This is a genomic window from Variovorax sp. LARHSF232, assembly GCF_052871435.1.
This window is the reverse complement of record NZ_JBIXJS010000007.1, coordinates 26,851-42,116: the sequence shown is the minus strand read 5'-3', so window position 1 is coordinate 42,116 and position 15,266 is coordinate 26,851. Positions and strand designations below refer to the sequence as shown.

Below are 15,266 nucleotides of genomic sequence, written 5' to 3'. Positions count from 1 at the left end.
GCCCGGCTATCAGGCCGCAGCGGGCCGGAGCAGCCAGCGCACTTCCTGGGTCTGCTCGCTGTCCGGGTAGCGCGCCTCCAGCGTGCGCAGAATCGGCTGCGCCATGTCCTCGCGCCCCAGCCCCTGCACCAGCACGCGTGCCGCCAGCTCGTAGGCCTGCGGCGTCGCCGCATGGCCGCGAAAGCGCCGGTCGAAGCCGTTGATCAAGGCGAGCGTGGCATGGGCGTCGCCGCCGCGCCATTGCGCGCGCGCCAGGGCCATCACCAGGTTGGCATCGTCCAGCGCGAAGTCCTTGTCCTGCTCGCGGCAAGCCTGGTAGACCTTGAGCGCGTCAGCCGGCAAGTCCCGCTGCACCAGCAGCGCGATGAAGCGGCGCGCGTGCTCCTGCAGGGCAGCGCGCTTGTCGGGAATCAGCAGCAGCACGCGGTGATAGCGCCGCTGCGCCGCCAGGTTGTCGACCGCCGCCGTGCGCTGCGCCTCGTAGGCGACGCTCAGCGCAGCCATCAGATCGCCTTCGCTGATGAGTTGCCCCACCTCGGCATCGACGCGTTGCGAGGCGATCTGCTCGGGCGTGCGGCGATCCACCGGCGCGCCGTCGTCCGAGCCGGCGCCGGGCGCCAGGTCGATATCGAAGGCTTCGTGGTGCTGGTACATCACGTAGCCCAACAGGCTTGCCGTCACCCAACCGAAGTAGATGAAAGCGAAGTTGACGATCGGCAAGATGATGCGGCCGTCGACCTGGGGCAGCACCATCTCCAGCGCGATCTGGGCACCCGTGCTCAGCAGGAACAGGAAGAAGCACAGCAGCACGTACGGCCAGCCCACGGTGCGCACCGCATCCATGACGTGGCTCGGGTTCATGGCCTGGAAGAAGCTGCCTGACTGCACCAGCACCAGCACCGCCGCCGGAAAGGTGAAGGTCGCCACGAAGACCGCCAGCATGCCCAGGCCGGCGTCGTACCAGGTGAGCCAAGCCACCGCCACGCCTTGGACGAGCGACATCGCGAACAGCTTCCAGGGCAGATAGGTCCATTCGTCGTTCGACTCGCGCGCGAAATCGGCCGACTGCCGGATGCCGCGCGCGCCCAGCGCCACGATCTTGAAACCGTAGCGGCTGGCAGCGAGCACGATGCCCACCTCGATGATCACCAGCGCCCCGAAGTCCGGCAGGAAGAACACCAGGTCGTAGAGCAGGCTGCTGAAGGACAGGGCCAGCGCGTAGGCCAGCGGCCGCATCTGCAGCGGAAAGGCGAAAAAGGTGTTCAGGCGGTGCCAGAACGGTGGCGGGGGCGGGAGCGATTCCTGGGGATGCACGCGTGCGCCCTATTTCTTGTTGAAGAAGTCGCTCTGCGTCATCGCACCACGACCACCCATGCGGACCACCGTGGCTTCGTCCGAACGGACGAGCCGGACCTGGCCCAGCTCGCGCTCCAGTTGATGCGTGAAGGCGGTCTTGAACTGCATGACGGTCTCGCCCATCTTCAGCACGCTGGTGCCCGTCACGGTCGCGCTCTTGCGGTTCGGCGCCAGCTCGACGGCGTCGATGTGATGCTCGTATTCGATGGTGAGGATGCCGCCCATCCGGTCGCCGATCTCGCGGAAGCTCTCGAAGGTCTTGCGCTGCGCCTCGCACGACTCCTCGCGGTTCTGGCTGGATTCCACCGTGTGGCCCATCATCGTGGTCTTGCCCTCGATCACGGCTTTCCGGCTGAGCTTCTTGCACAGCAGTTCGGCGTTGCGCGAATACACGGCGTGCGCCAGCTCCTGGTAGAAGGCGCGCACCATCGGCTCATCCAGCTTGCGGCCGCCGATGAAGAAATACCAGAGCCCCACGCAAAGGACCAAGCCGATCGCAATCTTCTTCATGTCTGCCGGCCTTTGGGCCTTTTGGTTTCGTTCGAGAAACTATACGTTACATGTTGTTTCTCAACGTCCCCACAAGGTGGGAGTTGTCGTCAGGCGGCATCGGCCGCCGGCGCCGGCTCTTCCTCCGGCGGCGGTGTCGCATCGGCCTTCTGGGTGAAGCGACCCACGCCCCACATCGCGCCGATCACCGCGCCCAGCAGCAGCACATCGCCCCACCAGGGCCGGGCCAGTTGGTTGTCGCCCCAGATCGCCAGCACCAGCAGCACGGCGATCAGGTGCGTGCAGAACACCGGCAGCGAGGCCGCGCCCATGGTCTCCAGCCAGCGCTGGCGCGGTAGCCAGCGCGCCAGCTGCGGGCCAAAGCGGATCGTCAGAATGCCCAGCACCACCAGGTTGAGCACGCGCAGCGGGCCCAGCAGCCATTTGTCGAACAGCAGGTTGTGCTGCACGTCAGCGCCAAAAGGCGCCTGGCCATGGATGCCATGGTGGCGCCACCACAAGCCGTAGAGCGCCAGCGCCCCCGCCAGCACCACCAGCCAGCGCGGAAAGTGGAAGGGCTGCGCATCCGGCGCATTGCGGCTGGCGCCCATCCACAGGCCCGCCATCCACAAGAGCTGCCAGGCGAAGGTATTGAAGGAGCCGGTGTCGCCATAGGGCACCGGCAGATGCAGCCAGCGCACGGCCTGGGCGTGCAGCCATTCGGCCAGGCCGTACTGGGCCAGCGCCCAGACGAGCGCGCTCGCCGCCATCACGCCCAGCCAGCCGTGCCGCATGCCAAGCGCCAGCACCCAGGGGCTGAGCAGCAGGAAGAAGATGTACATGGGCAGGATGTCCAGGAGGGCCGGCTCGTAGATGAGCACGAGGCCGAAGACAAAGCCCTCCAGCGGTTGCACCAGGTAGAAGGACACCAGGTGTTTCACCGCCGGCTGGTCGATCCGCAGGCCCACCGCGGTGATCACGGTGAACAGAAAGAACAGGATCGCCGCCTGGATCAGGTAGACCTTGAAGGCGCGCTTCCAGAAGGCGAACTCCATCGCCTCGATGCCTTCGCGATAGGCCAGGCGGCTGTACACCAGCCCCGCCATGTAGGCCGAGAGCAGCACGAAGCCCTCGGCCGCCGAGACAAAGCCGAAGGGCTGGCCCAGCGGGTCCGTCAGCCGCGTCGGCAGGTGGGTCAACGTCATCAGCACGAGCATCAGCCCGCGCAGCGCGTCGATTTCCCAGGAGCGCCGGGGCGCCCGAATCTCAGTCATGAAAGAGGTGCTGGCCTTCGGCGGCCGTTCAGATCAGTTCGCGGATCGCGTGGACGACGAGTTCGCCGTAGTGCTTCCAGGTATAGCCGGCGGCATGCCGCATGGCCGCGGCCTTCATGGCCGGGAGCTCGCGCCGGTTCTGGCTGAACCAGGCGAGCTTTTCCGCGATTTTCTCAGGTGCGCGAATCGGCACCAGAAAGCCGGTCTCGCCCTCGACCACCAGGTCGGCACCGCCGGTGTTGGCGGTGATGACGATGGGCAGGCCCTGGCTCATCGCCTCCTGCGTCACCAGGGCCCGCCCCTCGACGATGGATGGCAGGCAGAACACATCGCAGCTGCGCATCAGCGCCAGCACCTCGCCATGCGGGCGACCCTTCTCGTGGCGAAAGCCTTCGCACTGGCGCCGGTAGAACTCGGGCGATTCCTGCATCGAGCCCAGCACCACCAGTTCGATCGGCTGGCCCGCCAGCAGGCGCATGGCGGCGAAGAGATCGGCCAGGCCCTTGCGCTGGCCCATGGAGCCGACGAAAAGCACGCGCAGCGGCCGTGTCCCATCGGGCACCTCGAAGCTGCCTTCGTCGACGACGCGCGAGGCCGGCGACCCGAAAGGCGCCAGCACCCGGCGCACCCGCGTGGCCGAGGCCGGCAGCGAATCCAGCACGAAGCTGCTGGGCGCCACCACCAGGTCGGCCAGCGCCAACTCCTCGGTCTTGCGCGCCAGCTTCTCTTCTGAATCGGTGACGCCGCCGCCCAGGCTGGCAGCCCACTCGGGCAGGCGCTCGGCCTCTTCCTGCATCAGGCGGCGGCCGGTTTCCCAGTAGGCGATGGGCAGGTCGTAGATGCACTTCAGGCCCAGGGCCCTGGCAGCGCGGAAGGTGTGCAGCGCCGAGTCTTCGTAAGCGTAGACGGCGGCCATGCCTTGCTCGCGCGCCAAAGCCGGCAGCCGGCCGGCCACGAAACGATCGAAGTCCTGGAACACCGCATCGGGCGAGGCAAAGCCGGCCTCGTGCCGCACCGCGCCCCGCCAGCCGGCCTTGGCTGCCAGCATGCGCGCCATCTCGCGCGCCGGATGCGTGATCACCTTGGCCGGCGCGATGTCGAAGCGCCGGCGCAGCCATTCGCGCCGCAGTGCGCCGGGCAGCATGCGTGAGGGCGCATCGCCCTCGAAGGCCGCCACCGTGGTCGCAAAACGCGCCAACAGGCCGGCCTCCTCGGTGGCCGCCAGCACGGCGCGCACGTTCTGGTTTCCGGCGGGATGGGTCAGAAGCAGCGATGGCATGGGGTGTGGTGTCGGCGGACCGGGACGCGGGCGATCATAAGTGGCGTTGCTTTCAGATCCGCTTAAGACGAAGCGAGAGAATGGCGCCATGCGCCTACTGCTCGTTGAAGACGACCCCATGATCGGCGAGGCACTGCTGGACCTGCTGCGTGCCGAGCAGCACTACGCCGTCGACTGGGTGCGCGACGGCGCCATGGCCGACACCGCCCTGCGCTCGCACGGCTACGACCTGGTCCTGCTGGACCTGGGCCTGCCCAAGCGCGACGGCCTCGACGTGCTGCGCGCCCTGCGCCAGCGCCGCGACCGGGTGCCGGTGCTGGTGGCCACGGCGCGCGACGCGGTGGCCGACCGGGTGGCCGGCCTGGATGCCGGCGCCGACGACTACGTGCTCAAGCCTTACGACATGAACGAGTTGCTGGCGCGCATCCGCGCCCTGCTGCGGCGCGGCGCCGGCCAGGCCGAGCCGGCCTTCTCGGCGCACGGCGTCACGCTCAACCCCGCCACCCGCGAAGCCACCTGCAACGGCGAAGCGGTGGCCCTGTCAGCCAAGGAATGGGCGGTGCTGGAACCCCTCATCGCCCGGCCCGGCATCGTGCTCTCGCGCACCCAGCTGGAAGAAAAGCTCTACGGCTGGAAAGACGAGATCAGCAGCAACGCGGTCGAGGTCTACATCCATGGCCTGCGCAAGAAGCTGGGCAGCGGCTTCATCCAGACGGTGCGCGGGCTCGGCTACCTGGTGCCGCGCGAATGAGGGATTCTGCGTTCTCGCTGCGCAGGCGGCTGCTGAGCTTCGTGCTCGCGTCCATCCTCCTGGCCGCCACCGCGCTGGGCGTCACCGCCTACCGCAGCGCGCTGCGCGACGCCGATGCCACCTTCGACCTGCATCTGCAGCAGATGGCGCATTCGCTGCGCGGCGGCGTGCCGCTGGGCCTGGGCTTCGACGACGGCGACGACGGGCGCGAGGGCTTCGATCTCTTCGTGCAGATCTGGGGGCCGGACGGCACGCCGATGTTCCGGTCGGCCCGCTCCGCCCTGCCGCCGCGCGCGGTGCTGGGCTTTTCCGACGCGCAGGTGGAAGGCCGGCGCTTTCGCGTCTATTCGCTGCAGACCCCGCTGCAGACGGTGCAGATCGCGCAGGACATGGATGCGCGCGAAGCCCGCGCCCGCGCCATCGCCCTGCGCGCCACCCTGCCGATGGCGCTGATGGCGCCGCTCCTGATGCTGGCGGTGGGCTGGATCATCACGCGGTCGCTGGCGCCGGTGGAACGCATGCGGCGCAACGTCGCGCAGCGCGCCGACGACGACCTCTCGCCGCTGCCGGAACAGGGCCTGCCGCTGGAAGTTCGGCCCCTGGTGCGCGAACTCAACCTGCTGTTTCACCGCGTCGGCTCCGCCTTCGAGGCGCAGAAGAACTTCGTGGCCGACGCCGCGCACGAACTGCGCTCGCCCCTCACTGCGCTCAAGCTGCAAGCGCAGGGCCTGCGCCGCGCCGGCAACGACGAGGCCAGCCGCGAAGCCGCCATTGCCCGCCTGCAAAGCGGCATCGAGCGCGCCATTCACCTGGTCGGGCAGTTGCTGCTGCTGGCGCGGCAGGAATCGGGCGAATCGTCCGGCGCCGCCGCCACCGGCCCGGTGCCGCTGGAACAGGTGGTGGCGCAATGCGTGGCCACCGCTCTGCCCCAGGCGCAGGCGCGCGGCATCGACCTGGGCGTGGCGCAAGCCGACAGCGCCAGCGTGCAGGGCGATGCAGCGGCGCTGCGCATCCTGTTGGACAACCTGGTCTCCAACGCCATCAAGTACGCACCGGCCAACGGCCAGGTGGACGTGTCCCTGCACGCCAACGATGGCGCGCCAGTGCTTTGCGTGGAAGACAACGGCCCCGGCATTCCCGAGGCCGAGCGCGAGCGCGCCTTCGACCGCTTCTATCGCCTGGCCGAGAGCAACGGATTCGCCGAAGGCAGCGGCCTGGGCCTGGCCATCGTGCGCACCATCGCGCGCCAGCATGGCGCGCAGGTGCAGCTGGACAGCTCGCCGCGCCTGGGCGGCCTGCGTGCCACCGTGCGCTTTCCCGGCATGGAAGGATTAAGGCCCGCCTAAGCCTGCGCTCCCATCATTCGGGCCATACCAATGTCGTTCCAACAAAGGACCTGCACATGCGACTCGAATCCCTGACCCCTTCCCGCCTGATCCTCGCGCTGGTTGCAGCCGGCGCCATCGGCGGGGCCAGCGTCTCGGCGCTGGACCTTCGCCAGGCCGCTGCGGCGCCGCTGCCGGCGGCCACCGCAACCACCACCACCGGAATTCCGGTGGCGCTGCCCGACTTCTCGCAGATCACGCAAAAGAGCGGGCCGGCGGTGGTCAACATCAGCGTGGTGGGCACGGCCAAGGACGACGGCGACAACGTGGCCGCAGGCAACCCGTTTGAAGGCGATCCCTTTGCCGAATACTTCTTCCGCCACTTCGGCGGCGGTTCCGGCGCGCCGCCGCGCGGCGGCAAGCGTGGCGGCGGTGGTGGCGAAAGCACGCCGGTGCGTGGCCAGGGCTCGGGCTTCATCGTCAGCGCCGACGGCATCATCCTGACCAACGCCCACGTGGTGAAGGGCGCCAGCGACGTCACCGTCAAGCTCACCGACCGGCGCGAACTCAAGGCCAAGGTGCTGGGCGCCGACCCCAAGACCGACATCGCCGTGCTCAAGGTCGATGCCAAGAACCTGCCGGTGGTGACGCTGGGCAGCACGGCCGACCTGAAGGTGGGCGAATGGGTGCTGGCCATCGGCTCGCCCTTCGGCTTCGAGAACACCGTGACCGCCGGCGTGGTCAGCGCCAAGGGCCGCTCGCTGCCGGACGACAGCGCGGTGCCCTTCATCCAGACCGACGTGGCGGTGAACCCTGGCAACTCGGGCGGCCCGCTGTTCAATGCGCGCGGCGAGGTGGTGGGCATCAACTCGCAGATCTACAGCCGCAGCGGCGGCTACCAGGGCGTGTCGTTCGCGATCCCGATCGACCTGGCGACCAAGATCAAGGACAAGATCGTGGCCAACGGCAAGGTCGAGCATGCCAAGCTGGGCGTCGTGGTGCAGGAGGTGAACCAGACCCTGGCCGACTCCTTCAAGCTCGCATCGCCCGAAGGCGCGCTGGTGGCCGATGTCGAGAAGGGTGGGCCGGCCGACCAGGCGGGCCTGCAGACCGGCGACGTGATCCGCAAGGTCGACGGCAAGACCGTCGTTTCGTCCGGCGACCTGCCGGCTGCCATCAGCCTGGCCTCGCCGGGCGACAAGGTCCAGCTGGAAGTCTGGCGCAAGGGCAGCGCGCAGGAGCTCACGGCCAAGCTGGGCGATGCCAGCGCCAAGAGCCCGCAGGTGGCCAGCAAGGACGAAGCGGTCAGCCAGGGCAAGCTGGGCCTGGCACTGCGTCCGCTGCAACCGCAGGAGCGGCGCCAGGCCGGCGTGGACGGCGGATTGGTGATCGAGGACGTGGCCGGTGCCGCCGCCCTGGCCGGGGTGCAGCCGGGCGACCTGCTGCTGGCGGTGAACGGCACGGCCGTCAAGAACATCGAGCAGGTGCGCGAGGTGGTGGCCAAGTCCGACAAGTCGGTGGCCCTGCTCGTGCAGCGCGGCGAGGACAAGATTTTCGTACCGGTGCGCATCGGTTGATGACGGCCTGATCCCCGCCGTTGGGATGCCAAAAAAGAGCGTTACGCTCGGCGCTCCCAACGTCCGGGGGTTTGATGCCGCAGTCGAAAAAGAAGCTTCTCCTCATCGCCGCCGGCTTCGGCTTAGCAAGCCAGGCCGGCGCGCTCACGATCAGCAGCGTATCGCCGCAAGGCGAGGTGTCGCGCGTGCGCCAGGTCGTCGCCAAATTTGATGAGGCGGCCGTGCGCTTCGGCGATCCGCGCGCACCGGCGCCGCTGGCCGTGAGCTGCAGCAATGCCCAGGCCGGCAAGGGCACGGGCCGCTGGACGAACGAGAAGCAGTGGGTCTTCGATTTCGAGAACGACTTGCCACCTGGCGTGCGCTGCACGGTGAGCCGCGTGGCCGACTTCACCGGCCTCAACGGCCTGCCCGTGACGGGCACCAGCAGTTGGCAGTTCAACACCGGCGGGCCCTTCGTGCGCTCGATCCGCCCGGGCGGCGGCACCATCGACGAAGAGCAGATCTTCCTGTTGCAGCTCAACGGCGCCGCCACCGCGCAAAGCCTGCGCGAGAACGTCTGGTGCGCCGTCGAGGGCTTGGGCGAACGGGTGCCGGTCAACCTCGTCGACGGTGAGCAACGCGACGCCTTGCTCAAGGCCAACGGCCTCAGCGAAAGCGCCGCCAAGGACCCGCAGCGCTACCTCACCCTGCAATGCCGCCGCGCCCTGGCACCGGCGAGCCGTGTCACCCTGGTGTATGGCCAGGGCGTGGCCACTCCCTCGGGCGTGACCAACCGCGTGGAGCGGCGCTACGACTACAAGGTGCGCGAACCCTTTGCGATCAGCTTCAGCTGCGAGCGCGAGAACGCGCAGAGCGGCTGCCTGCCGATCAAGCCGATGGAGTTGCGCTTCAACGCGCCGGTGCCGCGCCAGCTGGCCGCGAAGATCGTGCTGCGTGGCGACGGCAAGACCCTCTCGCCGCACTTCGAAGAAGCCAACGAGGCGCAGGCCGATGCACTGGTGGATTCGGTGCGCTTTGCGCCACCCTTTGCCGAATCGGCGAGCTACAGCATCGAATTGCCCGCGCGCTTCCAGGATGCATCGAACCGCCCGCTGGGCGAGCCCGGTCGCTTTCCGCTGAAGGTTGCCAGCGGCGCCATGCCGCCGCTGGCCAAGTTCGCCGCTTCGCCCTTCGGCGTGATCGAGCGGCTGGCCGAACCGGGCGGCGTGGCGATGATGCCGGTGACCGTGCGCCGCGTGGAGCCGGCACTGGCGCTGCAGGCCTACACGCCCGGTCAGGTGAGCGACATCAACCCCAAGACCGACGCCGAGATCATTGCCTGGTCGCGCAAGGTGCAGCGCTACGAGCGCGCCCAGGTGTCGCGCAAGCTGGCGCAGCGCGACGTCAAGGGCGCGCTGCCCGCGCCACTGGAGCGCGCCGAGCGGGATTGGGTGCAAAGCCGCATGCTTTCGCTCTTGGCCGGCCAGCCGAACGTGAAGACCCTGGACATGCCAAAGGCCGAGACCGACCCGCGCCCGCTGGAAGTGATCGGCGTTCCGCTCACGCCCGGCTTCCATGTGCTGGAGATCGCCTCCAAGCGCCTGGGGGAATCGCTGCTGGATGCGCGCCATGGTGCCAATCGCACGATGTACGTGCGCACCAGCGTGCTGGCCACCAACCTGGCGGTGCATTTCAAGCTGGGGCGCGAGAACTCGCTGGCCTGGGTCACGACTTTGGACAAGGGCCAGGTGGTGGCAGGCGCCAAGGTGCGCGTGTCGAGCTGCCGCGGCGAGGCGCTGGCTAGTGCCGTGACCGACGCGAGCGGCATCGCGCGCTTCGACAAGCTGTCGTCGGAGCCGTCAAGCTGCGGCGGTGGCGACGACAACGATGAATGGCGGAACGCCTACTTCGTCAGCGCCCGCGCCACCGATGCCAAGGGCGTGGAAGACCTGGCCTTCACCTGGAGCGACTGGCAGCGCGGCATCGAACCCTGGCGCTTCAACCTGCCCACCAGCAGCCAGCCCCAGGCCGACCGCGTGGCCCACACCATCTTCGACCGCATGCTGTTTCGCGCCGGCGAGACGGTGTCGATGAAGCACGTGCTGCGCACCCAGACGCAGGCCGGGTTCGGCCTTCCCAAGGAATGGCCCGCCACCCTGGTCATCACGCATGTGGGCAGCGGCCAGCAGTTCAAGCAGCCACTCGGCTGGCGCGACACCGCCAGCGGCGGACGCAGCAGCGAAAGCAGCTTTGCCATTCCGCCCGCGGCCAAGCTCGGCAGCTACCAGGTCGAGTTGGTGGAAGGCCCGGCCGACAGGCCCACGCGCAGCTATTCGACCGGGCAGTTCCGCGTCGAGGAATTTCGCCTGCCGGTGCTGGAGGGCCGCATCGAGCCGGCCGAAAAGAAGGCCCTGGTCGCCATCAGCGAGCTGCCGACCGCGGTGCAGGTCAACTACGTGGCGGGCGGCGGCGCTGCCAACCTGCCGGTGCGTGTGTCGGCGCTGGTACGCCCCAAGTGGGTCGGCTTCGCGGACTACGAGGCTTTCAGTTTCTCGCCGCCGCAAGAGCAGGACAGTGCCGCCCGCGCCGCTGACGAAGAAGAAGCGACAACAGGCGCCCGCGTGGTGGCCGACAAGCTGCCGCTGACCCTGGACCGCAACGGCGCCGGCAAGCTGGTGATCGGCGAGTTGCAGAGCAGCCCGGCGCCACGCGAGCTGCTGCTGGAAGCCAGCTACGCCGACCCCAACGGCGAAGTGCAGACCCTGCGCAGCAGCCAGACCCTGTGGCCGGCGCAAGTCATCGCCGGCCTGAAGACCGAAGGCTGGGCCTCCAGCGGCCAGAAGATCAAGTTCCAGGCGCTGGCGCTGGACCTGGCCGGCAAGGCGCAGGCCGATGTGCCGATCGAGGTGCGTGCCGTGGCCCGCATCACCACCACCAGCCGCAAGCGCATGGTGGGCGGCTTCTACACCTACGACAACAAGACCGAGACCCAGGAGCTGGGCACCGTGTGCAGCGGCCGCAGCGACAGCCGCGGCCTGCTCCTGTGCGACGCCAAGCTGGGCGAGCCCGGCCAGGTGGAACTGGTGGCCACCGCCAAGGACGCGCAAGGCCGCCCCAGCCTGGCAGCCACCTCGGTCTACGTCACGCGCCAGGGCGAACTCTGGTTTGGCGGCGAGGACCACGACCGCATCGACCTCTTGCCCGAGAAGAAGTACTACCAGCCGGGCGAAGTCGCCAAGTTCCAGGTGCGCATGCCCTTCCGCTTTGCCACCGCGCTGGTCGCGGTGGAGCGCGAAGGCATTCTGGAAACGCAGGTGGTGCAGCTCAATGGCCAGGACCCGACCGTCAAGCTCACTGTGAAAGACGGCTGGGGCCCCAACGTCTTCGTGAGCGTGCTGGCCTTGCGCGGGCGCCTGCGCGAAGTGCCCTGGTACAGCTTCTTCACCTGGGGCTTCAAGACGCCGCGCGAATGGTGGACCGCCTTCTGGTATGAAGGCCGCGAGTACGTGGCGCCCACCGCCATGGTCGATTTGAGCAAGCCCGCCTACCGCCTGGGCGCCGCTGAGATCCGCGTCGGCAGCCAGGCGCACAAGATCGCGCTGAAGGTGGCCAGCGACCAGCCCAGCTACACGGTGCGCGGCCAGGCCCAAGTCACGCTGACCGGCACCCTGCCCGACGGCAAGCCGGCCGCCGGCGCCGAAGTGGCGGTGGCCGTGGTCGACCAGGCCTTGCTGGAATTGATGCCCAACACCAGCTGGAACCTGCTGGAAGCCATGCTGGCGCGGCGCAGCTGGGGCGTGGCCACCTCGACCGCGCAGATGGAGATCGTGGGCCGCCGGCACTATGGCCGCAAGGCCTTGCCGCCGGGCGGCGGCGGCGGCAAGTCGGCCACGAGGGAGTTGCTCGACACCCTGCTGTTGTGGAACCCCAAGGTGGTGCTCGATGCCAACGGGCAAGCGAAGGTGACGGTGCCGCTCAACGATGCGCTCACCACCTTCCGCATTGCCGCGGTGGCCGAGTTGGGCACCGGCCTGTTCGGCACCGGAACGCACAGCATCCAGACCACGCAGGACCTGCAGATCATCAGCGGCCTGCCGCCGCTGGTGCGCGAAGAAGACGAGTTCCGCGCCCAAGTCACCTTGCGCAACACCACGGCCAAGCCAATGAAGGTGCAAGCCTCGCCGCGCGCCACCCTGCTCAGCCTGGCGCCGCAGACGGTGGAGATTCCGGCCGGCGAGGCGCGCGAGATTGCCTGGACCGTGAAGGCGCCGGCGCAGCTGGCGGCGACGCGCGCCGAGGCCATCCTGTGGGAGATCGAGGCCAAGGACCTGCTGGGCAACGACAAGGCACGCGATGCGCTCAAGATCAGCCAGCGCATCGTGCCAGCCGTGCCGGTGACCGTGCAGCAGGCCAACCTGGTGCAGCTGGACAGCGCCACGCCCTTCAAGCTGGAAGTGGCGCCGCCGGCCGACGCCCTGCCCGGCCGCGGCGGCCTGCAGCTGGCCCTGCAGCCCAAGCTGGCCGCCGGCCTGCCAGGCGTGCGCGACTGGTTCCTCCGCTACCCCTACAGCTGCCTGGAGCAGAAGACCAGCAAGGCCATCGGCCTGCGCGACGCCAGGATGTGGCGCGGCGTGGTGGCGCAGATGCCGTCCTACCTGGACAGCGACGGCCTGGCCAACTACTTCCCGCCACGCGACGGCGAGACCAATCGCGGCAGCGACACCCTCAGCGCCTACCTGCTGGTCGCGACGCACGAGGCCAGTTCGCTGGACCCGGCCCTGGGCCTGCCCGACGAGTTGCGCGCGCAACTGGAAGCCGGCCTGACTGCCTTTGTCGAAGGCCGCATCGAGCGCGCGTTCTGGAGCCCCAGGCAGGACCTGGACGTGCGCAAGCTGGCCGCGCTGGAAGCGTTGTCGCGCTTTGGCAAGGCCAGCGGCCGCATGACCACCAGCATCACGATTGCGCCCAACCAATGGCCGACCGGCGCGGTGATCGACTGGCTCAATGTGTTGAAGCGCGTGCCGGATGTGCCCCAGCGCACGCAACGCCTGGCCGAGGCCGAGCAGATCCTGAAGGCGCGCCTCTCTTACCAGGGCACCAAGCTGGTCTTCAGCACCGAGGCGGACGACAACTGGTGGTGGCTGATGGGCGGCGGCGACGTGAACAGCGCCAAGCTCTTGCTCAGCGTGATCGACGACCCGGCCTGGAAGGAAGACATGGGCAAGCTGGTGGGCGGCTTCATCGGCCGCCAGCGCAACGGTGCCTGGAACACCACCACGGCCAACCTGTTCGGCGGCCTGGCGCTGGAGAAGTTCTCGCGCGCCTTCGAAAGCGAGCCGGTGCTGGGCAGCACGCGCGCCACCCTGGGCGCAGCAAGCGCCGGCGGCGGCAACGCGGAGCCGGTCATGCAAACAGGCAGCGTGGACTGGCGCCGGGTCGAGCGCGTCGCTGCGAACGGCGCACTGGGCGCGGTCGCCGGCAGTCTGCGCAACAACAGCCTGTTCTTTGCGTGGAAGGCGCCGCAAGACGCTGCCACCTTGAAGGAAGCGCTCAGCGTCAGCCATGAAGGCAGCGGCAAGCCCTGGCTGACCCTGCAATCCACCGCGGCCGTACCCCTGAAGGCGGCCTTTGCGGCAGGCTATGCGATCAAGAAGACCGTCACGCCGGTCGAGCAGGCCAAGCCCGGCCGGTACACCCGCGGCGACGTGCTGCGCATTAGCCTGGAAGTGAATGCCAGCGCCGACATGACCTGGGTGGCGATCACCGACCCGATCCCCGGCGGCGCGACCATCCTGGGCGGCGGACTCGGGCGCGATTCGCAGATTGCCACGCGCGGCGAGAAAGGCCCCACTGGCGCCTGGCCGGCTTTCGAAGAACGAAGCTTCGAAGCCTTCCGCAGTTATTACGAGTACCTGCCCAAGGGCGTGACGAAGATGGAATACACCGTGCGCCTGAACAACGTTGGCGACTTCGCCCTGCCGCCCAGCCGCGTCGAGGCGCTCTATGCGCCGGAGATGTTTGGGGTGGCGCCGAATGCACGGGTGAAGGTGGAAGCGGCCCAGTAGTCCTTGTTGTTGTCTTGAACCTGGAGACTTGAACGATGTGCAGAAGCATCAAGACTTTGTTCAATTTCGACCCGCCAGCGACGGACGAGGAGATTCACGCGGCGGCGCTGCAGTTCGTGCGCAAGCTCAGCGGGTTCAATGCGCCGTCGAAGGCGAATGAGGTGGCGTTTCACCAGGCGGTGGAGGAAGTGGGGGCGACGGCGCGGCGGTTGATCGATTCGCTGGTGACGACGACCGATCCGCGGGATCGCGAGATCGAGGCGGCGCGGGCAAAGGCGCGTGCGGCGGTGCGCTTCGGCAGCGCCTGATCAGATCTTCCCTAGCGCTGCCCGCTCGGCAGCAGCAGCTGCTTGGCGCCGATGTGCGCCTCCATCTCGTGCATGTGGTGCTCGGCATCCACCATGTGCTCGGCCATCAGGCGACGCACCTCGTCGGCATCCTCGCGGCGGTAGGCAGCCAGAAGCTGCGTGTGATAGTCGACGTTGGTCTCGCCGAAGTGGTGGTGGTCCAGCGCCTTCTTGTAGACCACCAGGTCGCGCAGCAGGTCGTTGAGAAAGCGGCACACGAAGGAAAGCACCGGATTGGGGCAAGCCTCGGCCAACATGGTGTGGAACGCGAGCTCGGCCTCGCGCTGCATGCGCAGCTCGTCCTCGTTGGTGGGTTTGATGGTGCACAGGCGGATGTTGTCTTCCAGCCGCGTGAACTGCTCGGCCGTCAACCGCCCCACCACGCTCGCGGCCAGTTCGGGCTCCAGCGCCTTGCGCAGTTGGTAGATGTGGTGCCCGTCGAGGTGATGGAAGTGCAGGAAGTTGCGCAGCGGCTCCGACGCATGCTCGACCGACACCTGCTGCAGGTAGGCGCCGCCGCCCGGGCCGGTGCGAATGGCGATCAGCCCGCGCACTTCGAGCGCCTTCAAGGCCTCGCGCACCGTGCTCTTCGAGTAGCCGAACAGCTCGATCAGCTCCTTCTCGTTCGGTAGCCGGTCGCCCGGCTGCTTGCGCTCGGCAACGATCCATCGCTTGACGTCTTCGACGATGACGTCCGAGAGCTTTTGCCGCCTCGGGCGATGCTGCCCCACTGTCATTCGCACCCTCCATGCACACCGGGAGATGCGCGGGATGCGCAACAGCGCGCGATCTTAAACGGGGTCATTGGCGGGCTCGAGTGGGAT

At 68.3% G+C, this 15,266-nt stretch carries 10 protein-coding genes; 5 read left to right on the top strand and 5 right to left on the bottom strand.

Features of this window, described 5'->3' with window-relative positions; translation table 11 throughout:
* Window positions 1-9 precede the first annotated feature (9 nt).
* From ACIPRI_RS17865 to ACIPRI_RS17850, 4 genes are all read right to left on the bottom strand, one after another.
* Complete coding sequence (locus ACIPRI_RS17865; RefSeq protein ID WP_446622813.1) at window positions 10-1,314, bottom strand: tetratricopeptide repeat protein; 1,305 nt, start codon at window positions 1,312-1,314, stop codon at window positions 10-12.
* A gap of 9 nt (window positions 1,315-1,323) precedes the next feature.
* Window positions 1,324-1,866, bottom strand: coding sequence for a hypothetical protein (locus ACIPRI_RS17860; protein ID WP_446622812.1), 543 nt, complete (start codon window positions 1,864-1,866; stop codon window positions 1,324-1,326).
* An 89-nt stretch (window positions 1,867-1,955) separates the two neighbouring features.
* Window positions 1,956-3,119: an OpgC domain-containing protein gene (opgC, locus tag ACIPRI_RS17855; protein WP_446622811.1), complete on the bottom strand. Its 1,164-nt coding sequence runs from the start codon at window positions 3,117-3,119 to the stop codon at window positions 1,956-1,958.
* A 28-nt stretch (window positions 3,120-3,147) separates the two neighbouring features.
* A complete protein-coding gene (locus ACIPRI_RS17850; RefSeq protein WP_446622810.1) occupies window positions 3,148-4,398 on the bottom strand; it encodes a glycosyltransferase family 4 protein in 1,251 nt (416 codons plus the stop codon).
* Between the two features lie 88 nt (window positions 4,399-4,486).
* On the opposite strand from ACIPRI_RS17850, the gene ACIPRI_RS17845 reads away from it, so the two are divergent.
* The 5 genes from ACIPRI_RS17845 to ACIPRI_RS17825 all read left to right on the top strand — a co-directional run bounded on the left by ACIPRI_RS17845 (window position 4,487) and on the right by ACIPRI_RS17825 (window position 14,403).
* Window positions 4,487-5,149 (top strand): response regulator, encoded by a 663-nt coding sequence (locus tag ACIPRI_RS17845; RefSeq protein WP_446622809.1) that lies wholly within the window; start codon window positions 4,487-4,489, stop codon window positions 5,147-5,149.
* Entirely contained in the window at window positions 5,146-6,495 is a 1,350-nt protein-coding gene (locus tag ACIPRI_RS17840) for an ATP-binding protein (RefSeq protein WP_446622808.1), read from the top strand. Before ACIPRI_RS17845 ends, ACIPRI_RS17840 begins: the two co-directional genes overlap by 4 nt.
* Window positions 6,496-6,551: 56 nt before the next feature.
* Window positions 6,552-8,051, top strand: a complete 1,500-nt coding sequence (locus ACIPRI_RS17835; RefSeq protein WP_446622807.1) for a Do family serine endopeptidase — start codon at window positions 6,552-6,554, stop codon at window positions 8,049-8,051.
* A gap of 74 nt (window positions 8,052-8,125) precedes the next feature.
* Window positions 8,126-14,095 carry an alpha-2-macroglobulin family protein gene (locus ACIPRI_RS17830; RefSeq protein WP_446622806.1) on the top strand — a complete coding sequence of 1,990 codons (5,970 nt, stop codon included), beginning with the start codon at window positions 8,126-8,128 and terminating at the stop codon, window positions 14,093-14,095.
* Between the two features lie 35 nt (window positions 14,096-14,130).
* Window positions 14,131-14,403 (top strand): DUF2277 domain-containing protein, encoded by a 273-nt coding sequence (locus ACIPRI_RS17825; protein ID WP_446622805.1) that lies wholly within the window; start codon window positions 14,131-14,133, stop codon window positions 14,401-14,403.
* An 11-nt stretch (window positions 14,404-14,414) separates the two neighbouring features.
* On the opposite strand, the gene ACIPRI_RS17820 is transcribed toward ACIPRI_RS17825, so the two are convergent.
* A complete protein-coding gene (locus tag ACIPRI_RS17820; RefSeq protein ID WP_446622804.1) occupies window positions 14,415-15,179 on the bottom strand; it encodes a FadR/GntR family transcriptional regulator in 765 nt (254 codons plus the stop codon).
* Window positions 15,180-15,266: the final 87 nt, after the last annotated feature.

Bases quoted from the DNA above. Each gene is read 5' to 3' on its own strand.
- ACIPRI_RS17820 (WP_446622804.1), bottom strand. From the start codon at position 15,179: ATGACAGTGGGGCAGCATCGCCCGAGGCGGCAAAAGCTCTCGGACGTC.
- ACIPRI_RS17830 (WP_446622806.1), top strand. From the start codon at position 8,126: ATGCCGCAGTCGAAAAAGAAGCTTCTCCTCATCGCCGCCGGCTTCGGC.
- opgC (WP_446622811.1), bottom strand. From the start codon at position 3,119: ATGACTGAGATTCGGGCGCCCCGGCGCTCCTGGGAAATCGACGCGCTG.
- ACIPRI_RS17850 (WP_446622810.1), bottom strand. From the start codon at position 4,398: ATGCCATCGCTGCTTCTGACCCATCCCGCCGGAAACCAGAACGTGCGC.
- ACIPRI_RS17840 (WP_446622808.1), top strand. From the start codon at position 5,146: ATGAGGGATTCTGCGTTCTCGCTGCGCAGGCGGCTGCTGAGCTTCGTG.
- ACIPRI_RS17835 (WP_446622807.1), top strand. From the start codon at position 6,552: ATGCGACTCGAATCCCTGACCCCTTCCCGCCTGATCCTCGCGCTGGTT.
- ACIPRI_RS17860 (WP_446622812.1), bottom strand. From the start codon at position 1,866: ATGAAGAAGATTGCGATCGGCTTGGTCCTTTGCGTGGGGCTCTGGTAT.
- ACIPRI_RS17825 (WP_446622805.1), top strand. From the start codon at position 14,131: ATGTGCAGAAGCATCAAGACTTTGTTCAATTTCGACCCGCCAGCGACG.
- ACIPRI_RS17845 (WP_446622809.1), top strand. From the start codon at position 4,487: ATGCGCCTACTGCTCGTTGAAGACGACCCCATGATCGGCGAGGCACTG.